15 protein-coding genes are annotated in these 23,993 nt (G+C 36.7%); 13 read left to right on the top strand and 2 right to left on the bottom strand.

All coding sequences use genetic code 11. The annotated features are described in order from the left end of the window. Positions 1-148: 148 nt before the first annotated feature. The 12 genes from EV200_RS04410 to EV200_RS04460 all read left to right on the top strand — a co-directional run bounded on the left by EV200_RS04410 (position 149) and on the right by EV200_RS04460 (position 21,037). The gene (locus EV200_RS04410; protein ID WP_132529621.1) at positions 149-2,596 is read left to right on the top strand and encodes a DUF5686 and carboxypeptidase regulatory-like domain-containing protein; all 2,448 of its coding nucleotides are present in this window, start codon (positions 149-151) and stop codon (positions 2,594-2,596) included. 132 nt (positions 2,597-2,728) lie between these two features. After that, on the top strand, positions 2,729-5,191 hold the full coding sequence (locus EV200_RS04415; protein WP_132529623.1) for a DUF5686 and carboxypeptidase regulatory-like domain-containing protein: 2,463 nt from the start codon (positions 2,729-2,731) through the stop codon (positions 5,189-5,191). Then, on the top strand, positions 5,178-5,336 hold the full coding sequence (locus tag EV200_RS21715) for a hypothetical protein (protein ID WP_165877854.1): 159 nt from the start codon (positions 5,178-5,180) through the stop codon (positions 5,334-5,336). The genes EV200_RS04415 and EV200_RS21715 overlap by 14 nt, the downstream gene beginning before the upstream one ends. Then, the gene (gene trhO, locus EV200_RS04420; RefSeq protein ID WP_132529625.1) at positions 5,299-6,246 is read left to right on the top strand and encodes an oxygen-dependent tRNA uridine(34) hydroxylase TrhO; all 948 of its coding nucleotides are present in this window, start codon (positions 5,299-5,301) and stop codon (positions 6,244-6,246) included. Before EV200_RS21715 ends, trhO begins: the two co-directional genes overlap by 38 nt. A gap of 168 nt (positions 6,247-6,414) precedes the next feature. Then, the gene (locus tag EV200_RS04425) at positions 6,415-9,285 is read left to right on the top strand and encodes a triple tyrosine motif-containing protein (RefSeq protein ID WP_132529627.1); all 2,871 of its coding nucleotides are present in this window, start codon (positions 6,415-6,417) and stop codon (positions 9,283-9,285) included. A 335-nt stretch (positions 9,286-9,620) separates the two neighbouring features. Further along, positions 9,621-12,653: a SusC/RagA family TonB-linked outer membrane protein gene (locus EV200_RS04430; protein ID WP_132529629.1), complete on the top strand. Its 3,033-nt coding sequence runs from the start codon at positions 9,621-9,623 to the stop codon at positions 12,651-12,653. 23 nt (positions 12,654-12,676) lie between these two features. After that, positions 12,677-14,146 (top strand): RagB/SusD family nutrient uptake outer membrane protein, encoded by a 1,470-nt coding sequence (locus EV200_RS04435; RefSeq protein WP_208864504.1) that lies wholly within the window; start codon positions 12,677-12,679, stop codon positions 14,144-14,146. A gap of 58 nt (positions 14,147-14,204) precedes the next feature. Then, on the top strand, positions 14,205-15,572 hold the full coding sequence (locus tag EV200_RS04440) for a glucoamylase family protein (RefSeq protein WP_132529633.1): 1,368 nt from the start codon (positions 14,205-14,207) through the stop codon (positions 15,570-15,572). Positions 15,573-15,623: 51 nt separating this feature from the next. Further along, positions 15,624-16,025, top strand: a complete 402-nt coding sequence (locus EV200_RS04445) for a hypothetical protein (RefSeq protein WP_132529635.1) — start codon at positions 15,624-15,626, stop codon at positions 16,023-16,025. Positions 16,026-16,127: 102 nt separating this feature from the next. After that, a complete protein-coding gene (locus tag EV200_RS04450) occupies positions 16,128-17,867 on the top strand; it encodes a family 43 glycosylhydrolase (RefSeq protein WP_132529637.1) in 1,740 nt (579 codons plus the stop codon). Positions 17,868-17,894: 27 nt separating this feature from the next. Continuing rightward, positions 17,895-20,192, top strand: coding sequence for a beta-glucosidase BglX (bglX, locus tag EV200_RS04455; RefSeq protein WP_132529639.1), 2,298 nt, complete (start codon positions 17,895-17,897; stop codon positions 20,190-20,192). Positions 20,193-20,257: 65 nt separating this feature from the next. After that, entirely contained in the window at positions 20,258-21,037 is a 780-nt protein-coding gene (locus EV200_RS04460) for a carboxylesterase family protein (RefSeq protein WP_132529641.1), read from the top strand. A gap of 51 nt (positions 21,038-21,088) precedes the next feature. Here EV200_RS04460 and EV200_RS04465 read toward each other — a convergent pair whose 3' ends face one another. After that, positions 21,089-21,817 (bottom strand): YebC/PmpR family DNA-binding transcriptional regulator, encoded by a 729-nt coding sequence (locus tag EV200_RS04465; RefSeq protein ID WP_132529643.1) that lies wholly within the window; start codon positions 21,815-21,817, stop codon positions 21,089-21,091. Between the two features lie 143 nt (positions 21,818-21,960). Beyond that, the gene (locus tag EV200_RS04470) at positions 21,961-22,908 is read right to left on the bottom strand and encodes an NAD-dependent epimerase/dehydratase family protein (protein WP_132529645.1); all 948 of its coding nucleotides are present in this window, start codon (positions 22,906-22,908) and stop codon (positions 21,961-21,963) included. 499 nt (positions 22,909-23,407) lie between these two features. Between EV200_RS04470 and EV200_RS04475 the strand changes: the two genes are divergently transcribed. Beyond that, the gene (locus tag EV200_RS04475) at positions 23,408-23,992 is read left to right on the top strand and encodes a gluconate 2-dehydrogenase subunit 3 family protein (RefSeq protein ID WP_132529647.1); all 585 of its coding nucleotides are present in this window, start codon (positions 23,408-23,410) and stop codon (positions 23,990-23,992) included. Position 23,993 lies beyond the last annotated feature (1 nt).

A 23,993-nucleotide genomic window follows, 5' to 3' on the forward strand; every position in this document is an offset into this window, starting at 1 on the left:
ACTTAACCTACTATTGCCATATATTATCTTGCATAAGCAAACAAAGAAACCATTTAAGCTAATTTTTTTTCAACTTAACAAACTTTAACATGGAAAATCTGTATAGTCTTAAAACTTATTCGATATTTATAGCTTACTAATCACTAACATGATAAAATTTTGCGCGCTCCTTCTATTTTGTAGTTTGGCTAATTTTGCAATTGCACAACAACATACCATTTCAGGAACCATAAGAGATACAGGCGGGCAACCAGTACCTTTCGCATCTATTTATATAAAAAATACCACCATAGGCACATCAGCCAATGTTGATGGAAAATACACAATAAAATTAAACAGCGGTCAGTATACGCTTAGTTTTAGGGCGGTTGGTTATAAACAGCAAGACCATATTGTTAATCCGGTTGAAAATATTAACCTAGATGTTAAGTTATCTTCTGAAAGTTATACACTTGATAATGTAACCATCAGGGCAAATGCAGAAGATCCTGCCTATGGTATCATCAGACAAGCCATTAAAAAAAGAAAAGAACACCTGGAAGAAGTGAAGGAGTTTTCTACCGATGTGTATATAAAAGGTGTTCAGCGGCTGAAAGGTGCCCCTAAGAAATTTATGGGCAGAGACATCAGAAAAGTGATGGATTTAGATACGAATAGAAAAGGCATCATTTACCTTTCAGAATCGCAGAGTAAATTTAATTTCCGCCGCCCGGGCGATGTGCATGAAGAAATGATTTCTTCGAAGATTGCCGGGAGAAACAATGCGTTCAGCTTTAATAAGGCATCAGATTTAATGGTCAACTTTTACGATAATTATCTTTTAGAAAATAAATTGAGTTCGAGAGGTTTTATATCGCCAATCGCAGATAATGCCTTGTTTTACTATAAATATAAGCTATTAGGCGAATCACAGGAAAACGGTATCCTTGTTCATAAAATACAGGTAATTCCTCGCCGGGAAAATGATCCTGTATTCAGAGGAATCATTTACATCATTGATGAAAGCTTTAGAATTTACAATACTGATCTGTTTCTGACTAAAAATGCGGGGATAAACTTTATTGATACCCTGAACATCAGCCAGCAATTTACTAAGGTAGAGAATGTTTATATGCCCACCAGCATTAACTTTCAATTCAATGGTGACATTTTGAAATTCAAATTCGCTGGTTATTTTGTTGGCGTATACAGCAATTACAACCTTCATCCAAAATTCCCGAAAAACTTTTTTAATGGCGAAATTCTGAAGATTACCCAAATGGTAAACAAAAAGGATTCTATATACTGGAGCAATAATCGTCCTATTCCTTTAACTGCCGACGAGAAACTAAATTACGTTCAAAAAGATAGTGTGGCGAAGCTTAAAGAATCTAAAAAGTACCTGGACTCTCTTGAAAAGGAGAATAATAAATTTAGTGTAGGTAAGCTTTTACTTCGTGGGGTGAGCATTAATGATCGCTATGACAAAAAATATTACACTTTCGACCCGGTATTGAGGGCTATTTTTTACAACACGGTTGAGGGCTTAACTGTAAAATATGGAGTTACTTATAGAAAAGATTTCGAGAATAACGTTTCTTACAGCATCAGGCCAGAAGTTAGATATGGCTTCGCCAATCAGAAATTAACAGCCAGTTTGACCGGTAATTATTTTTACAACCCCTTAAAAAGAGCCAATATAGGTGCTTCCTTTGGTAATGGAATTTTTGACATGAATAACCTGGGTTCGATGACCACCATTGGAAATATGGTTAACTCACTGCTATATGAAAAGAACTTTGCAAAATTTTACGAAAAGAGTTTTGTCAATATCAATACCAGCAGAGAAATTGCAACAGGTTTACAAGCCAGTTTAGCAGTTGAATATAATAAAAACCATTACCTGACCAACAGCACTAATTTTAAGTTTTTTGATAATAAAGAAAGGGAATTCACCTCTAACAACCCTTTCAGTCCGAATGTAGAAACACCATTATTTCCAACCTACACTTCAGTAAGCGCAACAGCTAGTTTAACTTATACCATCGGCCAGGAATATATCAGCAGGCCAGATGGAAAGTTTTATACTGAATCGAAGTTCCCTAAAATTACCGTTTTATACAAGATAGGATTGAATGGTGTGCTGGGCAGCAACGTTGATTATGACTTTTTAAAAGTAGAAGTTACACAAGAGCGTATTAGCTTAGGTTTATGGGGATATACTTCGTTTTTAGGTGGTGCAGGTATGTTTTTAAATAACAAACAAATGTACTTCCCAGATTATAAGCATTTCGCGGGTAACATTTCAACCATCTTCCCTCCTAACATCAGAAAATTTCAGTTTTTAGATTTTTATCAATTTAGTACAAACAAAGAGTATTTCGAAGCCCACTTAGAACACAACTTCGCAGGCTTCTTTATCAATAAAATCCCATTGCTGAGAAAGTTGAAATTACAGGAATTTGTTGGCGGGAACTACCTTACTCAACCTGATAAGAAAAATTATAAAGAATTTTACTTTGGACTTGAACGTTTAATTTTAAGAGCAAGTTATGGCTTTTCTTATGATGGAAGCAAAAAAATAAATCATGGATTTAGAATAAGCTATGGCTTTTAACGTCTGCACTTGTAATAATAGCTCTACAACAGATAAACGTTTTTGTTCATTTAAAATATTAATGATTAAGTTAAAAATTCTCTTTAAATCAATATTCTTACTATATTTCTTGCCGAAGATTTGACATACGGGATGAAATTATTTTTAAAGCTGTTTCTGGTAGCTTTTTTAGGGGGATTTACTGCGCAGGCGCAACAATTATTAACGTTAACAGGTAAGATTACCGATGGTAAAGGTAATCCTGTTCCTTTTGTGACCATTTATGTTAACACTACAACAAGAGGCACATCATCCAATATAGAGGGAAATTATAAGTTAAATCTTCCTGTAGGTAAAATAGATTTACTTTTTACGGCTATTGGGTTTGAAGCTAAATTACTAAGCATCAATTTATTTGAAAACAAATCCCTGAATATAGAGCTGGTATCTAAGGTATTTACGTTAAACGATGTGGAGATCGGTCGGAATAATGAACCAGAAAATACGGCTGATGAAATCATCCGAAAAACCATCGAAAACAGAAAGACATACCTTGATGAAGTTGAGGGTTTTACCTGCGATGTGTATACCAAAGGCATGCAAAAACTGCTATCATCACCAAAGAAATTTTTTGGGCGTGATGTGGCTAAAATTCTGGATCTGAATGATCAGGGGCAGGGCATTATTTACCTGTCAGAAACGGTCTCCAAGCTCGATTTTCAAAAGGAAAATAAAATTAAAGAGATGATGGTATCTTCCAAAGTTGCCGGAAACGACAACGGATTTAGTTTTAATAAGGCATCGGATTTAACCGTTAATTTCTATAAAAATGTGGTATTAGAAGATAAGCTGAATGTGAGGGGTTTTATCTCACCTATTGCTGATAACGCTTTTTCTTATTACAGGTTTAAACTGCTTGGCACCAATCAGGATCAGGATGGGCAAACCATTAGCAAAATAGAAGTTAAACCAAAAAGGATTAACGACCCGGTGTTTACGGGAGAAATCTATATCATTAATGGGAGCTGGCGGTTAAATTCTGTTAACTTATTTCTAACCAAAAAATCGGGAATTGAATTTATTGATACCTTAAACATTAAGCAACAACTAGTTTTAATTAATAAAGTTGCAGTTCCGTCATCCGTACAATTCGATTTAAAGGGCAAGGTACTTGGGTTTAAGTTTTCTGGTTATGCAGTAGGTGTCTACAAGAATTATAATGTTGAACCTGCTTTTAACAAACATTTTTTCAGCAACGAGCTTTTACGGATAGTTCCTTCATCCAATAAAAAGGATTCTTTATACTGGGCTAAATCACGTCCTGTTCCACTTACCTTCGAGGAAAGTGAGAACTATATCAAAAAGGATAGCGTAAGCAGGTTAAAATCATCCAAAAAGTACCTTGATTCGGTTGATCGGGTTAAAAACAAATTTAACCTCAAGCAAATACTCATTACTCCTTACGTATACTACCACAGTTACAATAAGAAAAGCATTACTTACGTCCCTCTTTTTAAGAGTGTATTCTACAACACCATTGAAGGGGTTGCCTTAAGGTATGCCGTTTCATTAAGGCAGGGCTTTGATGATGGCCGCTATTATTCGGTAAGGCCAGAAGTGCGCTATGGCTTTGGTAACCATCATTTTAATGGCAATATCCAGGCGAAATATTTTTACGACCCCATTAAGAATGGAATGATTAGCGTTGGTTTTGGAACAGAGGTGGCGAACTTAAATTCACTTAAGCAGAGCAGCCTTTTCCGTAACAGTATCAATGCGCTGGTGTTTGGTAGAAACATTTCCAAATTTTACGAAAGGCGTTATTTAAATATCCAGGCCAGCAGAGAATTTGCACCAAGTTTTGAATTGAAAGTTACGGCAGACTATGCAGAACGCGAAGCACTATTAAATTCCAGCTATCATTCATTCGGTAAAACAAATGATTTCACCGCTAACGATCCTTTTAATCCAACGGATAATGAAAGTCTTCTTTTCCCGAAACATACCGGATTTATATTAAGCGGAACGCTTGCTTATACCATTGCGCAAAAATACATTACCCGGCCTGACGGAAGATTCTATGTAGAAAGCAAATATCCCCGATTAGAAGTCACCTATAGAAAGGGAATTCCGAATTTCTTTAATTCTGACGTAAATTATGATTTTCTGTCGGCAGAGATTTTCCAGAAAGATATGCATTTTTTATTGCTCGGAAAGTCTTCACTAATGATCGGAGCCGGAAAATTCTTAAACGCTAAACAACTTTATTATCCAGACTGGAAACATTTCAGGGCAAACCGTTCCTTAATCTTTGATGCAGATGTTCGAAATTTCCACTTTTTAGACTTTTATCTTTTCAGCACAACCAAGCAATATTTCGAAGCACATTATCAACATAATTTTGGTTCGTTTTTTATTAGTAAGATCCCTTTGCTCAGAAGATTAAAAATTGAAGAGATTATTGGTGGGGCCTACCTCACCTCACCAGAAAAAAGAAATTACAGCGAATTTTTCTTCGGTTTTAAAAGATTAAACCTGAGAATAGATTATGGCTATGCCTTCGATTCAAACAGAAGAATAGAACAAGGTTTTAAATTGTCTTATGGCTTTAATTAATCTGATCAATACCATATTTTTAATTGCTTTTGCCAGTTTTTACCTTCCAGATAATTCCTTATCTTTGCCCCGCTTTAAACGCCGTTTGCAACGGTATCAACAGCGTTATGAAAAAATATCAGACACTACTTTATTATTGCTATAGTTACATAGCTGGTGCAGAACAATTTGCTGCAGATCACTTAAAATTTTGTAAATCATTGGATTTAGTCGGCCGTATTATCGTGGCTGATGAAGGTTTAAATGGAACGGTTTCAGGAACTTCTGAATCTTGTGAGGCTTACATGAAAGCTATACATGCAGATGAACGTTTCGCTAAGACGGAATTTAAAATTGATGATGTGGAAGAGCCATCCTTTTTGAAGATGCATTGCCGTTATAAATCGGAGATTGTGCATTCTGGTTTAAGAGATACTTCAATTATCAATCCGAATGAAAAAACAGGTAAACACCTGGAGCCTGCAGATTTCATGGCCATGAAAGATGATGAAGACGTAGTGATTTTAGATGTTCGTTCCAATTATGAACACAACTTGGGAAAATTTAAGAATGCCATTACTTTGGATATAGAGAATTTTCGCGATTTCCCTGAGCAGATTAATCAGCTGGCTCAATATAAAGACAAAAAGATTTTAACTTATTGTACTGGTGGAATTAAATGCGAAAAAGCTTCTGCACTTCTTTTACATCATGGTTTTAATGATGTTTACCAGTTGCATGGTGGCATTATCAAATACGGAAAAGAAGCTGGAGGTAAAGACTTTGAAGGTAAATGTTATGTTTTTGATAATCGCATTGCAGTAGATGTTAATCATATTAATCCAACGGTTGTTTCTGTATGCTACAACTGTGGCAAAACCACTCCAAAAATGATTAATTGTGCTAACCCGGAGTGCAATGAACACATTACACAATGTGATGATTGCGGAGAAGAATTACAAGGCTGTTGCTCTACAGCTTGTACCACCAACCCACGGAAACGCCCATACGATGGAACAGGTTATTATGTAAAAGTTCCTCAGCCCGTTGCTAAGAAAACAGTGTTGGCTGAATAATGCCATTTTTATATCTTCAAAAGCCTTTTGTAAATGTATCCTTTACAAAAGGCTTTTTATTTTAATGTTTATTACCAGTTTGCAAAGAATCAGATTAAGTCATTGATTCTGCATGTTCATCTAATTTTGTTTACTTTGTAAAGCGATGGCTTAATTACACTCCATTATATGTTTAGCGTTTTACGTCTGTTTTTATTATTCTTACTGTTATCCCATTCTACTTTTTCATCCGAAATTAAAAGTATAGGTGTTCCATATATCGAAAATTATTCTAAATCTATTTATGGGGCAGGCAATCAGAATTGGAGCATAGCTAAAGATAATCATGGTATTATGTACTATGGCAATGCCGAAGGTTTACTAACATTTGATGGAAGGTACTGGCAAAAGTATAAAATGCCCAACGGTCAGATTGTGAGGTCTGTAGCTGCAGATAATAAAGGAAAAATTTATACCGGATGTTTTGGAGAGTTTGGTTACTGGGCCATCAAAAACAACAAATTAACCTACCATTCCCTCACCTCCCTCATACCAAAGGGATCGAAAATTACAGATGAAATCTGGAAAATTTATATCGATCAAGACAGGGTAATTTTCCAGTCATTCTCCAAAATCTTAATTTATCAAAATCAGAAAATTTCGGTTATTTCATCATCAAAATCATTACTTTTTCTCCATAAGGTAAATAAAAGGTTTTTTGTAGAAATTTTGGAAAACGGATTACATGAACTTGTTGGAAATAAATTAGTTTATTTACCACAAAGCGATCTGTTGGGTAAGCAGGGCATTCTATCTATACTGCCCTACAAAAATGGTGGACTTTTAATTGGGACCAGCAAAAACGGCCTTTTTATTTATGATGGAAAAAATTTCAATCCACTAAATACACCTGCCAATGCTTTCCTAAAAACTTATCAGCTTAATAATGGTGTTCAATTACTCGGTAAGTATTACGCCTATGGCACGATTCTGAATGGTTTAATCATTATTGATGAAAATGGCAACATCGTACAGAAAATTAATAAATCAAGCGGACTTCAAAATAATACTGTATTAAGTTTATATGCTGATGATGAACAAAATTTATGGGCAGGTTTAGACAATGGTATTGATAGGATTGAATTAAATTCACCACTATATTTTTATTTTGATAAAACGGGTCAGTTTGGTACAGTTTACTCCAGCATAATTTTCAATAATAAAATTTATCTCGGCACCAATCAAGGTTTATTTTATAGTGAATGGTCTCCAAATACAGCATCGAACTTAAACTTTAAACTGATTCAAGGCTCTCAAGGGCAGGTATGGGAATTAAACATTATTGATAATGAATTGGTTTGTGGCCATAATAGCGGAACTTTTAAGGTTTTAGGCGATCGGATAGAATGGATCTCCAGAACAAGTGGTGGCTGGACCATTAAAAAGTTAAATTCCAATCCAAATTACCTAATTCAGGGCACTTACGTAGGCCTGTCTCTTTATCAAAAAACACCTGGCACCGGGTTGAAATTTATTACACAGATTTCAGGTTTTGATGCGCCATCAAGATTTATTGAACAGGACAATAAGGGTGATATTTGGGTCGGACATGCCTACAAAGGCCTTTATAAGCTCATGCTAAATTCAGATTACACTAAAGTTGTCTCGACAAAATATTTTGATGAAAGAAATGGATTGCCGGGAAATTACAATATTAATATTTTCAATTTAGAGAATAGAATTGTCTTTTCAACTGACCATGGCTTCTATACTTATGATGAACTGAGCAATAAATTTACCAGATACGAGGTATTAAATAAGAAATTAGGTTCTTTCGCTTCCTCTAATAACATCATCAAGGCAGGAGAAAAAAAATACTGGTTCATCAATCATGGGAAAACATCACTGGTCAATTTTACTGAACCAGGCAAAATAGAAATTGACTCTAACCAATTTAGTCTACTGGATGGAAGAATGGTTCAATATTATGAGAACATTAGCAAAATCAGTAATTCTATTTATTTGATTAGTGTAGATGATGGCTTTGTTATTTATCATACGCAACAAAATCAATCAAATGCCAGAAATAAGCTTCCTAGAATACTAATCAGACGTATTGACGACATTACTGATAAATATTATACCCTTAGTGAAACAGGAAATGATATGGAAATTCCATATCGTAGAAATAATATCAGAATCTCTTTTTCCCTCCCCTATTACAGGCAGGCGAAAGTTAAATACCAGTATTTTTTAGAAGGTTACTCGAAGGATTGGTCAGAGTGGAGCGATGCAACGGATAAAGATTTCACTAATCTGGCTAGTGGAAGCTATAAGTTTAAACTTCGGGCCAAGTTAAATGATTCCTCCGTTACAGATGTTACTACATTTAAATTCACCATTTTAAGGCCATGGTATTTAAATAACTGGTCATTGCTGGTGTATTCTTTATTTTTTGCAGTGATATTAATTTTTGGAAAGAAGATCTATGAAAGAAAACTAAAAAAGGATAGTCTGGCAATAAGTGCAAGGTTAAAGGCTGAACGAGATGAAATTTTAAGAAAGGAAGCCGAAGCAAATGAAAAACAAATCAATAAGCTTCAAACGGAAAAACTTCAGGCAGAACTGGCTTCTAAAAATAGGGAGTTAGCCAATTCTGCCATGACATTAGTTTATAAAAATGAGTTATTGCAAAAGCTAAGTGACGAGATTGCAAAGTTAAAAGATGAGAATGGCAAAAAGCTTTCTGACGATCAGACCCGTAAAATTCAAAAGGTGATTAATGATGGAATGAATGATGAACGGGACTGGCATTTGTTTGAGAATAGCTTTAACGAAGCACATGAAAGTTTCTTCAAAAAGTTAAAGGCACAGCATCCAGATTTAGTTCCTAACGACCTTAAACTTTGTGCATATCTAAGAATGAATATGAGCAGCAAAGAAATGTCATCACTTTTGAATATTAGTTTGAGAGGAGTTGAAATCCGAAGATACCGTTTACGTAAAAAATTAGAAGTACCGCACGATAAAAACCTTACCGAATTCTTAATGGAATTGTAGATCAGGCTTTACAAAAAATGCTAGGAACGATCTCATGAATTGGCAATTTTTGCCTGAAACTACATTACATCTTGTTTTTCGACTACATCATTACCTCTCACAAGCAAAAATTACACCCCACAAAAACCTTCGTGTACTTTTCACACTTAGCCTAATGTTAAAATAATGTTAAAAAGCTAAAAACTGCGTTTTTGGTCTGAAACAGCATTTGGTTCTATACTTTCACATAGCAATCTGGCTCTCATGGTGTAATGATGTTGAGGTAAATTCACTTGCACAAGCGAAGAAACAACCTCACTTTTATATTAACAATTAAACTAAATTTTAATAATAGCATGAAAAGAATCTTTACAAGAATTTCTGTTCTCGCTGCATTTTGCTTGCTAACCATTAACGTAGCATTTGCGCAAAACATTACCATCAAAGGTAAGGTAACTGATGGAGGTGATAAGACATCTCTCCCAGGCGTAACCATTGTTATAAAAGGAGCACAAGGCGGAACGCAGACAGATGCAGACGGAAATTATTCAATCAGCGCACCTGCTGATGCAACTTTAGTATTCAATTTTGTAGGTTACACCGCCCAGGAGCAGGTTGTTGCAAACCGTACAACTATTAATGTAGCTTTAGCTTCATCAACTCAACAACTCGAGCAGGTTGTGGTTGTGGGTTATGGTACACAAAGAAAAATTGATGTTACCGGATCTGTAGCCAGTGTTAAGGGCGAGGATATTTCAAAACAACCATCTACCAATCCAATTAGTGGCTTACAAGGTAAAGTTGCAGGGGTTTCTATCAGCAATAACGCTACACCTGGATCGTCGCCTCAAATTACCATTCGTGGAACGGGTACTATTTATGGTAACACAGGACCATTATATGTGGTGGATGGTGTTTGGTATGATGACATTACATTTTTGAATCCTGCAGATATTGCTAGCATTAATATTCTGAAAGATGCCTCTTCACAATCCATTTATGGTATCCGTGCTGCAAATGGTGTGGTATTGGTTACTACTGTTAAAGGTAAGACAGGTAATGCTACCATCAACTATAACGGTACTGTTGGCGTGCAAAGTGTAACGAATGCGGTTGAAATGACTAATGCAAGTGAATATGCAACTGTAGTAAATGAAGCATATGCTATAAATGGTTCCAGCCCTTTGTTTACAAATACAAATCTTGGAGAAGGTACAGACTGGTACGATCAGGCATTAAGAAATGCGATCATTACAAACCATCAGCTTTCCATTAATGGTGCAACAGAAAAATCCAGTTATAATTTTTCATTGGGTTATGTAGATCAGGATGGTATCATAAAAACAAATAATTATAAGAGATATACAGCACGTTTATCAAACGATTTTCAGGTAAAGAAAGACCTTAAAATAGGATATAATGTTACAGGTAGCTCTAGTATCTCTAAAAATGCTCCTGCATCAATATACCGTGCTTTATATACCGCTGCTCCGGTTCTACCGGTTTTTAATGCAGATGGTTCATACGGAGATCCGACTAAAGTACCTGTTGGAAATGGTACCGTAGATTTAGGAAATGGAAGTAACGTGAATCCTCAGGCTACACTTGATTTTAACAATAGCAGAACTTCAAAATACAGAATAACCGGAAATGTTTATGCAGAGTTAAAATTCGCGAAACATTTCACGTTCAAAACCAGCGCTGGTGGAGATTTCGGCCAGGAAGAAAACACCAATTATACCCCAAAATACAAGGCTACAACCGCACAAAACGCTAATATCAGTACACTCTCTATTGGCAGGGTTGAAACAAGAAACTGGATTTTGGAAAATACATTAACCTATGATAATAAGTGGAACGATCACAGTTTAACCGTATTAGCAGGTCAAACTGCACAACGTTATAAATCTTACACTACAACAGGAACCGCCCAGAATGTTCCATATCAATCTGAAGGCGATCTTTACCTGCGTTTAGGTAATGCCGATGGAAGGAAGATTGAAGATAGTGGCTCATTAAATACGGCTACATCCTATTTTGGTAGAGTAAATTATGGTTTTAAAAACAAATACTTATTGAATGCTTCATTGAGAGCAGATGCTGCATCACAGTTTTTCGGCGGAAGTGATTTATGGGGATATTTTCCTTCAGTTGGTGCGGGTTGGGTAATAACCAATGAAGATTTTATGAAAGATCAAAAGATCTTCAGCAATTTAAAGTTAAGAGGTAGCTGGGGTAAAGTAGGTAACGCAGGTGTACCTATCAATCCTACAACATTAACAGTAGATCAAAGTGCTGGTTTAATAGCATTCTATAATGGGATTGCGAATACTGGCGCAAGTGTAACCAGCATTGTTCCTTCAGCACTTTTTTGGGAGCGCAGTGCAGGAACTGATATTGGTTTAGAAATGGGTTTCTTTAACAACAAACTATCAATTGAAGCGGATTACTACAGTAAAAAGACAGAACAGGCAATCTTTAATATCCCTATTTTAGGTTCATTAGGTACATCTAACAGTTTGTTACTAGGCAACCAGGCCGATTTTAGAAATAGAGGATTTGAACTTTCTGCTACTTGGTCTGATAAAACTGATGGTGGTTTAACCTATTCTATCAGTGGAAATGTGGGCATCAACAATAATAAAGTTCTGAATGTAACCTCTGGCTCTAATCCAATAGACGCTGGTGGTACTGGATTAAATAACGCAGTAGTACCAACCAGAACTGTAGTTGGGCAACCAATAGGATCATTTTTTGGTTATGAGGTAACCGGCATTATACAAACTGCTCAAGAAGCTGCAACTTCTGGTTTATCAGGAGCTAAACCCGGAGATTTCAAATATGCTGATCTAAACGGAGACGGTACTATTGACCAAAGGGATAAAACCTTTCTTGGAAATCCAAATCCTAAATATACCTATGGTGTAAATACAAATTTCGCATACAAAAATTTCGATCTAACTCTTGACATTCAAGGTGTTGCTGATGTAGATGTATATAATGCGAACTTAGGTAACAGGTTAGGTAATGAAAACTACACTAAAGAGTTTTATGATAACCGCTGGACTGGTGCCGGATCTACCAACACTTATCCTTCAGCAAATTTAGCTGGCGGAAATAACAATCAAACCAACTCATTTTATGTAGAAAGTGGTGCATACATTAGGTTAAGAAATATTCAATTGGGTTATAATTTACCACAACAATTAACTTCCAAATGGAAAATACAAAAATTACGCGTGTTTGCAAATGCACAAAACGCAGTTAATTTATTTGGATACCGTGGCTTTACTCCTGAAGTTGGTGGAGTACCGACCAGTGCAGGTATTGATCTCAATGTATATCCAATGTTTGCTACCTATAATATCGGTGTAAACTTAACCTTTTAATTGATTTGAAAATGAAAACATATATGAACATAAAATTACAAAAATGGTGTGTAGTTGGTGTTTTATCCACCTTAGTATTCGCATCTTCTTGTAAAAAAAGCTTTCTAGATGTAGATCCTCAAGGACAACAGGCTGCCCAACAGTTCTGGAAAACCCAAGATGATGCAACTAAAGCCGTTAACGCCATTTATGGAAACTTACGTACGTGGGAAAACCTGGCCTTTCCAGCTATAGCGATAGAAAGCACTGGATCTGACGAAGCTGATAAAGGCAGCACACCTGTTGATGCTACCTTCTTTAATTTATATGATACTTTTACTGTTACCTCTACAGAAGGTTCTTTACAAAGTTTTTGGACTGGTCAGTACAGAAATATTAATCTTTGTAACCAGGTACTAGATAACGTTCCTTCTATTTCTATGGATGAAAGTTTAAAATCGCGTTATCTGGCTGAAGCGAAATTTGTAAGGGCTTATTCATATTTTAGATTAGTCAGAGCTTACGGTGGTGTGCCACTTAGATTAAAAGTTCCGGCAGATGCATCTGAATATAATATCCCACGAGCAGATAAAGCAGCAGTTTATGCTCAGATCGAAAAAGATCTAAACGAAGCTGCTGCGGCATTACCTGCATCTTACGGTGCTTCAGATTTAGGTAGAGCTACAAAAGGCGCAGCTCTTGGTATGCATGCTAAAGTGGCTATGTATCAACAAAAATGGAGTGATGTATTATCGTTAACCAATCAGGTAATTTCGATGGGTTACTCTCTATTTCCTGATTTTGAAAAGGGATTTCGTACTCAGAATGAAAATAATGTAGAATCATTATTTGAGGTTCAATGTGAATATTATCCTACAAATTTAGATGCATCTAATTCACAATATAGCCAGGTACAAGGTGTGGCTGGAGAACCAGCTGGAGGCTGGGGATTTAATACACCTTCTCAGGCCTTAATTGATGGTTTTGAAACAGGTGACCCAAGAAGAGATGCGACTATTCTTTTCCCAGGTGAAACGACTCCACAAGGAGATTTTATTAAAACCAATATAGTTAACATTGGCTATAATCAAAAGTCATATGTTCCTTTCAGTATGTTCATCGCTGGAAATCAAGGATCTCAACAAAATTTTAGAGCGTTAAGATTCGCTGATGTCTTGCTTATGAATGCTGAAGCAGCAAATGAATTAGGAAACCCTTCTTTAGCCTTAACATCGCTAAATAAAGTACGTGCTCGTGCAAGAGGTACTTTATCCGGAATTCTTCCGGATGTTGTCACTACAGATAAAGCATTACTTCGTTCGGCAATATATAACGAAAGAAAAGTTGAATTAGCTTTAGAGAATGACAGGTATTTTGATGTGATCCGTCAAGGCAGAGGTGTTGAAGTATTTGGTGTTAAAGGTTGGAAGGCTAATAAAAATGAAGTATGGCCAATCCCACAAACAGAAATTGAATTAAGCGGGGGCTTGCTAACGCAAAATCCTGGTTACTAATAAAAATTTTGATAAAGGTTGCCAGATGATCTGGCAACCTTTTTTTTTTAAAGTCGCTATGTTAAAAACTTACCATATCCGTCATATCTTAATTTTCTCGCTCCTCCTGGTTTCACTTTCATCATGTGCACAAAAAGAAAATGCTAATGATAGTGCTAAGCTGACCATCAAAAAAAATCTTTCTGATGAGCAACTTTTAGACCTCGTTCAAAAACAAACCTTCCAATATTTCTGGGATGGTGCCGAACCTACATCAGGAGCTGGAAGAGAGCGCTTTCATGAAGATAATGTTTATCCTGAAAATGATAAGAGCACAGTTGCAACCGGAGCTACGGGTTTTGGTTTAATGGCTATTTTAAGTGGCATTGACAGAGGCTACGTAACCAAAGAAGATGGTTTAAAACGGCTGAACAAAATACTTGATTTCCTGGCGAAAGCCGATCGTTTTCATGGTGCATGGCCACATTGGATTTATGGTGAAACAGGTAAAGTTCGCCCTTTCGGACAAAAAGACAATGGTGGTGATTTAGTGGAAACTTCGTTTGTAGCCCAAGCGCTGATCTGTATTGATGCTTATTACAAAAATGGATCTGCTCAAGATAAAGCCCTGGCAAAAAAAGCAGATGAGCTTTGGAGAGGAATCGATTTTAACTGGTATCGTAATGGAAACCAAAATGTACTTTACTGGCATTGGTCGCCAGAATATAAATGGGAAATGAACTTCCCCATTAAAGGTTATAATGAATGTTTGATAATGTATGTTTTAGCCGCATCATCGCCTACACATACCGTTCCCGCAGCAGTTTATCATCAAGGCTGGGCCGATAATGGTGCAATAAAAGCCAATTTTGAGGTCTACGGCCATCCATTCACATTGAAATATCAGGGACAAAAAAATGCTGTTGGTCCTTTATTCTGGGCACACTATTCTTATCTGGGTTTAAATCCTAAAGGTTTGAAAGACCGCTATGCAGATTATTGGGAAAACAATGTGAATCATACACTTGCCATACACGATTATTGTGTGGCCAATCCAAAGAAATTTAAAGGTTATGGCGAAAACAGCTGGGGCTTAACTGCAAGTTACTCCGTAAAAGGCTATGCTGCGCACAATCCTCAGGAAGATTTCGGTGTAATTTCTCCCACTGCAGCTATCTCTTCTATTCCATATACGCCAAAAGAATCAATGAAAGTAATCCGCCACCTTTATGAAGATTTAGGTGATAAAGTATGGGGTAAATATGGTTTTTATGATGCTTTTTCTGAAAGCGACAACTGGTATCCAAAAAGATATTTAGGCATTGATCAGGGACCAATAGTAGTAATGATTGAAAATTACAGATCAGGTTTATTATGGAAGTTATTTATGAGTAACCCAGATGTTCAGAAAGGGTTGACAAAATTGGACTTTCAATTTAAGCCATAGTATTAAACTGAATATAAATGTTTAGCCATCATATACTTAAATCTTAGAACCATGAAAAGAATAATTTTAATTTTAACAGCAATGATGGGATTAGTAATCCTTCACTCAAGTTTTACAACCATACCAAAGGCTAAACATAAAACAATAAAAGCAAAATTCGCTACTGTAAATGTAACCGCCACAAATTCAACCAGTGATGGTGTATATGTACAATTAGAAAATACTACCAGTGGAGGTAGCTATTCATTTTTTATCCCACCAAATTCTCCGAATGGAACAATCATTGGACAAATTCCAGAAAACGGAGATATTTATGCAGTAAAGCTAACCTCAACCGGTGGCGCTCATGATATGTGGGTTTACTGGGAACACCGAACACATGTTACCGGATTAAGCGTAAGTGGAATGGCAATTGGATGCTCTAGCTGCGCAAGAATAAATATTTTTAATTAATTATAACAGAATAATGGCTAAACATTTATTCAAGATTTTTAATAGTATAATTAATCTACGGTTACAAGCAACTGGTTTTAAATTAAATAAGCAGCGTTATAAATGAGAAATATTTTATTGATCTTATTATTTTTCAGCGCATTGGGATCTAAGGCCCAGCAAAAAACCTATTGTAATCCCATCAATGTTGATTATGGCTACACCCCTATTGAAGATTTTACCAAATGGGGAAAACACCGCGCCACAGCCGATCCTGTGATTGTTAATTATAAAGGTGATTTTTACCTTTTCAGCACCAACCAATGGGGTTACTGGCACAGTCCGGATATGCTGAACTGGAAATTTGAAGAACGCAAGTTTCTTCGCCCATGGAATAAAACGAAAGATGAATTATGCGCACCAGGCGTAGGCATTGTAGGTGATACCATGGTGGTCTTCGGAAGTACCTACACTAAAAACTTTACTTTATGGGGAAGTACCGATCCGAAAGGTAATAAGTGGTTTCCATTAGTTGATTCACTTGAAATTGGCGGTTGGGATCCTTCCTTTTTTACCGATGACGATGGTAAATTTTACATGTACAATGGCAGTAGCAATAACTATCCCATGTATGGAGTGGAGTTAGATCGCAAAACGTTTAAGCCAAAAGGAACGCGAACCCCCATGTATTTATTGGAAAGCTGGCGATATGGTTGGCAACGTTTTGGTGAATACATGGATAATACCTTTCTTGATCCCTTTTCAGAAGGTGCCTGGATGACCAAACATAATGGCAAATATTATTTTCAATATGGTGCTCCCGGCACCGAGTTTAGCGGGTATTCTGATGGTGTGGTTGTAGGGAGCAAACCCTTATTCTACGATACGCAGTTTACACCACAATCTGATCCATTAAGTTATAAAGGCGGAGGGTTTTCACGTGGTGCAGGTCACGGGGCAACCTTTCAGGATAATGCAAAAAATTACTGGCACATTTCCACCAGCATTATTTGTGTAAAAAATACCTGGGAACGCCGGATGGGCATCTGGCCAACAGGGTTTGACAAAGATGATGTGATGTGGACGAATACAGCATTTGGAGACTACCCGCTGTACCTTCCATCCGAAAGAAAAGAAAATGGCCCCGCTGGACCAGGCTGGATGTTGATCAATTATAAAAAACCTGTTACCGTTTCCTCCACCTTAGGGAGCTTTTATGCCAACAATGCAGTTGATGAAAGTATTAAAACTTATTGGAGCGCAAAAACAGGCAATAATGGTGAATGGATTCAAACTGACTTAGGCAGTTTATCAACAGTTAATGCCATTCAGATCAATTATGCCGATCAGGATGCTGAATTTATTGGTAAACAGATTGGTATCTATCACCAGTATAAAATCCTGTCTTCAACTGATGGAAAGAAATGGACAATCTTAGTTGATAAAAGTAAGAACAAAACCGATGTTCCTCATGATTATATTGAGTTAGAAAAGCCAGTTAAAACCAGGTTTATCAAAATGGTAAATATCCATATGCCCACCGGAAAGTTTGCTATAAGTGGTTTGCGTGTTTTCGGAAATGGTAATGGCGAAAAACCATCAGAAGTAAAAAACCTGATCGTATTGAGAACTGAAAAAGATAAACGCAGTGCCTATATTAAATGGGAACCTGTTGACAATGCTTTTGCATACAACCTGTATTATGGAACAGCACCAGATAAACTGTATAACTGTATCATGATTCATGATTTTAATGAATATTGGTTTAAGGCAATGGATAGCCAGAAAGCCTACTATTTTTCAATTGAAGCGATCAATGAAAATGGCGTTTCAGAAAAAACAGCGGTAAAGAAAGTAGATTAAATTTTAAAAGAACAAAATACACACATAATGAATAGAGCGAAAATCCTGATTATTTTATTAGCATCCTTTGCGCTGAACGCATCAGCACAAAACAAAAAAACAGTATCGTCCGAAGAGGCAAAGATGAACGCCTTCATCAGCAATCTTATGGCTAAAATGACGGTCGATGAAAAGATTGGTCAGCTGAATTTACCCAGTTCAGGAGATATTACTACCGGACAAGCCAACAGCAGCGACATTGGCAAGAAAATCGAAGCTGGGCAAGTAGGCGGTTTGTTCAACATTAAAGGTGTAGAGAAAATCAAAGCGGTACAAAAGGTTGCAGTAGAAAAAAGCAGAATGAAAATTCCACTACTTTTTGGTATGGATGTGATTCACGGTTATAACACCGTTTTCCCGATTCCATTGGGTGTTAGTTGCATCTGGGACATGGATCTGGTTCAAAAATCAGCTAGAGTTGCAGCGATTGAGGCAAGTGCAAGCGGTATTAACTGGACCTTCTCTCCTATGGTTGATATTTCCCGTGATCCACGATGGGGTAGAATTTCAGAAGGTAGCGGAGAAGATCCTTACCTCGGTTCAAAAATTGCTGCAGCCATGGTAAAAGGTTATCAGGGTAGATTACAAGCCAACAATGAGATTTTAGCTTGTGTAAAGCACTACGCCTTATACGGAGCAGCTGAGGCCGGCAGAGATTATAATACTACCGATATGAGCAAAGTGAGGATGTATAATGAATATTTCCCTCCTTATAAAGCCGCTGTAGATGCTGGTGCAGCAAGCATCATGGCTTCATTTAACGAAGTTGATGGCATCCCCGCTTCCGGAAGCAAATGGTTAATGACAGATGTTTTGCGTAACCAATGGGGTTTCAAAGGTTTCGTAGTGACCGATTATACCGGAATTCCGGAAATGATTGCACATGGTATGGGCGATTTGCAAACCGTATCAGCATTGGCGATGAATGCAGGTATAGATATGGATATGGTTGGTGAAGGTTTCCTCGGCACATTAAAGAAATCATTGGCAGAGAAAAAAGTAAGCATTAATGAAATTAACAGGGCTTGTCGTTTAATACTTCAGGCAAAATATAAACTGGGTTTATTTACTGATCCTTATAAATTCTTAAGTACAGCAAGAGCAGAGAAAGATGTATTTAACGCAGAAAACCGTCAGGTAGCACGTGAAATTTCAGCTGAAAGTTTTGTATTACTTAAAAATAACAACAACATTTTACCGCTTAAAAAATCAGGCACCATTGGTTTAATTGGTCCATTGGCAGATAATACCGCGAATATGTACGGAACCTGGAGTGTTGCTGCCTTGTTCGATAAGTCTGTTACCGTTTTACAAGGATTAAAAAATGCTTTAGGTAACGATGCTAAAATTTTAACCGCTCGTGGTTCAAATTTCCTGGCTGATTCAGCCATGGAACATCGCTATGTAAATGTTCACAATCCAACTTACAAACGCGATCCGCGCAGTGAAGAAGACATGATTAAAGAAGCATTAAAAGTTGCCGAAAAATCTGATGTTATCGTTGCCACTCTTGGCGAAGGTTCTGAATTTACAGGCGAAAGTAGCAGTGTTACAGACATCCAAATTCCTGAAACGCAAAAAAACCTACTTAAAGCCTTAGCCAAAACAGGAAAACCAATTGTTTTAGTATTGTTCACTGGCCGTCCGTTGGCATTAAAATGGGAAGAAGAAAATATTCCAGCCATCTTAAATGTTTGGTTCCCGGGAAGTGAAGCTGGAAATTCAATTGCTGATGTATTATTCGGTAAAGTTAATCCTTCGGGAAAACTGAGTACTACTTTCCCTCAAAACGTTGGCCAGGTACCGCTATATTATGCACACAAAAATACTGGTCGCCCGTTGGCAGAAGGTAAATGGTTTGAAAAATTCCGATCAAATTATTTAGATGTAAGTAACGATCCATTATATCCATTTGGTTTTGGTTTGAGCTACACCACTTTTAATTATAGTGATGTTAAATTGAGTGCTAACACTCTAACAAAAGGAAAATCGATCACGGCGTCAGTTACCTTAAGCAATACCGGTAAATACGTCGGAAAAGAAGTCGTTCAATTGTACATCCGCGATTTGGTGGGTAGCATTACCCGCCCGGTTAAAGAATTGAAAGGTTTCCAAAAGGTGAGTCTGAAAGCTGGAGAAAGCAAAACCATTAGTTTCAATATCTCAGAAAATGACCTTAAGTTTTACAATTCAGAACTAAAATTTGTTGCTGAACCTGGAGATTTTCAGGTATTTATTGGCACCAATTCCAGAGATGTAAAAGAAGCTGCCTTTACATTAAAATAAAGAAATCAAATTGTTACTAAACCCTGACTCATTGCAAAATGGTCAGGGTTTTTTATTTTTGTCAGATGAAAAAGATTGTGCTATCCATTTTTTTATTTTTCAGCTTTACATTTTTAAATGCCCAGGATTTCAAAAAATATGATTACGGAAGCTTTATTAAAAGAAGTGATTCCATTTATTATAGAATACTCTTCCCTGAAAACTTTAATCCCACACAAAAATATCCAATAGTATTCGTGTTGCACGGCAGGGGCGAAAGTGGAAAGGATAATGAAAAACAATTAACCCATGGTGCCGCATTGTTTCTTAGAGATGATGTCAGACAAAATTTCCCAGCCATAGTCATTTTTCCACAGTGCCCTATTGAAAGTTACTGGGCGAATGTGAATATCACCACAAATAGCAAAGGGAAGAGAAATTTTAGTTTTGTAGAAGGTGGTAGACCAACAAAAGCAATGCATGCCCTGCAGGGAATGGTTAAAGACTTTCTTAAAAAACCCTTTGTAGATAAGGAGCGGGTTTACGTAGGCGGCCTTTCAATGGGGGGAATGGGTACTTATGAATTGCTAAGGAGACAGCGTAAAACTTTTGCCTCCGCATTTGCAATCTGTGGTGGAGACAATACCAATAACATTAAAAAATATCAAACTGTACCCCTTTGGATTTTTCATGGCGGAAAGGACGATATAGTCGATCCGGCATTTTCCATCGCCATTGCCGAAAGATTAAAAACTGTTAGTGATGAAGTTAAATTTACGCTTTATCCTAATGATAACCACAACAGTTGGGATAGCGCATTTGCAGAACCTGGATTATTACCCTGGTTGTTTGGGCATAGGAGATAGATAACAGACTTTATAGGTTTTAAAAACCTATAAAGTCTATACAATTAATTATTATTCAGCCATATTATGGTATACGGCCTGAACGTCATCATCCTCTTCTAGCTTATCAATCAGTTTTAATACATCAGCAGCTTGCTCTTCTGTAACTTCATGATGAGATAAGGCAATCCGCTCTAATTTTGAACTTTTTAGTTCAATTCCTTTTTCTTCCAATGCTTTTTGTAGAGAACCAAAGTTTTCAAAAGCAGCCTGTGCAACTGCAACGTCATTCCCATCTTCATCAGCTTCTACGTAAAGTTCTTCTAAACCAGCGTCAATTAATTCGAATTCCAGTTCTTCCAGGTCAACACCTTCAGCAGGTGTAAAACGAAAAACAGATTTTCGGTTAAATACAAAATCCAATGATCCGGTTTTGCCTAAAGATCCGTCAGTCTTATTGAAATAGCTACGAACATTGGCTACCGTTCTATTGGTATTATCGGTAGCAGTTTCAATTAAAACCGCAACACCATGAGGTGCATAACCTTCATAAACAATTTCCTCATAATTAGCCATCGATTTATCAGATGCACGCTTGATTGCAGCTTCCACCCTATCTTTTGGCATATTTACCGCCTTGGCATTCTGCATGGCAGTACGTAAGCGTGAGTTGGTTTCCGGATGAGGCCCAGATTCCTTAACGGCCATTACAATATCTTTTCCAATCCGCGTAAACTGAACCGCCATTTTGGCCCAACGCTTAAATTTTCTTTCTTTTCTAAATTCGAATGCTCTTCCCATGTTTTAGTATTGAGATAGGTGACGGGAGATAGAAGACCTTAAACCTTCAGCCTACCAACCTTGTACCTAATTATTTATTTTTTAACTTATTCCTTCAGCTTTAGTCTTTTGACTTTGATCTTTTAGCTTTTAGCTTTGGTCTATTAGCTTTTCTTTAAATTATTTAACATATCTGCCGTCAATTTTGCTAAATCAAATTCTGGTTTCCATCCCCAGTCTTTCGCTGCGAAATGATCATCAATTGAACGGGGCCAGCTGTTTGCAATTTGCTGGCGAGGATCATTATCTGCGTAAGTTAGCGTAAAATTAGGAATATGTTTTCTGATTTCAGCAGCTAAAACCTCTGGTGTAAAACTTACACCGCTAAAATTATAACTACTTCGTACCGAAATCTGATCGGCTGGGGCATCCATTAACTCAATAGTCCCACGGATGGCATCATCCATATACATCATCGGGAGTTCAGTTTCAGCACTTAAAAAGCTCTGATAACTTCCCTTTTTTAAAGCTTCATGAAAAATATGAATGGCATAATCTGTAGTTCCACCACCCGGTGCTGCCTTCCAGCTGATTAATCCCGGATAACGAATACTGCGAACATCTAAACCATATTTTTGATTATAGTACTCACACCAACGCTCACCTGCAAGTTTACTAATACCATAAACCGTATTTGGATCCATCACACAATATTGCGAAGTATTGTCTTTAGGAGAATTTGGTCCGAAAACGGCAATAGAACTTGGCCAGTAGACTTTAGCTACCTGATATTCCAAGGCCAAATCCAATACATTCAAAAGGCCATTCATATTTAAATCCCAGGCTAATTTAGGATTCTGTTCTCCTGTTGCAGAAAGTAATGCAGCCAAAAGATAAACCTGAGTAGGTTTATACTTTTTAAAAATGCCATTAATCATTTCCTTATCCAGCACATTTACAAACTCAAATGGAGCAGAGTTTTTGATATCGTAATCAGGTCTGCGAATGTCGCAGGCAACTACATGATCATCACCATATATTTTACGTAACATGGTTACCAGCTCCGTACCAATTTGCCCGTTAGAGCCTAAAACAATAATTTTTTCCTGCATATTTTTTTTGAGAATGTGCAAAGGTAAAAAAATGAGACAAATGGGCTATAAATTATTTTTACCGTCAAGCAATCATTGAAATGATTTTTCACTTTTTAAAATTTGAAATGAATAACAAATATCAAGAGCTATTTAGTATTTGAAGTTATTGATCATCCAAACCTATAAGTCTAAACGGAAGCTTATTTGAAAAAAATTATAGATTAAATCGTGATTTATTTTATCAAAATTAGCTCTACACTAGGCTTAAGGCACCTTCAGCTTTAAAAAACAGATTTGCACCTAGTTAATGTAGTTTGTACACGAAGTAATTAGTAATTAAAAACTAATAATAAACGTGCTTAAGACGGTAATTCAAACTCTATTTAGAACGATTCTATCTAGTAACAATCGCATAGATTATGTTTATTTTAAAGACTTCGTATTTGATTATTATGCCTTTTTTTTCTAATATTACTTATTCAACGCAAACATAACCATATATAAATATAACAAAACAATGCATAGAAGAGAAGCACTCAAAAACGTTGCATTTTTACTGGGAGGAGCCATCTCAGCAAGTACAATGGGCGTTTTATTTGAAAGTTTTACGCTTCCTGAAAATGAAAAGAATTTCGTTTCTTTTTCTGTACAGGATCAAAAAATTTTCGCTGAATTTGCCGACATTATTGTTCCCACAACAAAATCATCTGCAGGCGCTAAAGCAGCTGGTTTAGGCAAATTTATTCCTATGATGATGCAAGACTGTTATCCAAAAGAAATGCAAACCTCATTTGCCAGAGGATTTAAACAACTTCAGGATAAGTCAATGCAAGATTATAAGAAAAACTACATCTCCTTAACCGTTCCTGAACGAACCAAATTAATGGTGGATTTGAGGCTGATGTCTATCGCGCAAAAAGAAACCAAATCAGAAGAAAATAAAGATCTGGTTTACTTTTTCATTACCGCCAGAGACCTTACTTTACTAGGTTACTATTCTTCAGAAATTGGATGCACTAAAGCACGGGAATATGTTCTCGTTCCGGGCAGATTTGATGGAAACACCAAGCTAAAACCTGGACAAAAATCCTGGGCAACCTAAT

The organism is Pedobacter psychrotolerans (assembly GCF_004340665.1).
Classification (GTDB): Bacteria; Bacteroidota; Bacteroidia; order Sphingobacteriales; family Sphingobacteriaceae; genus Pedobacter; species Pedobacter psychrotolerans.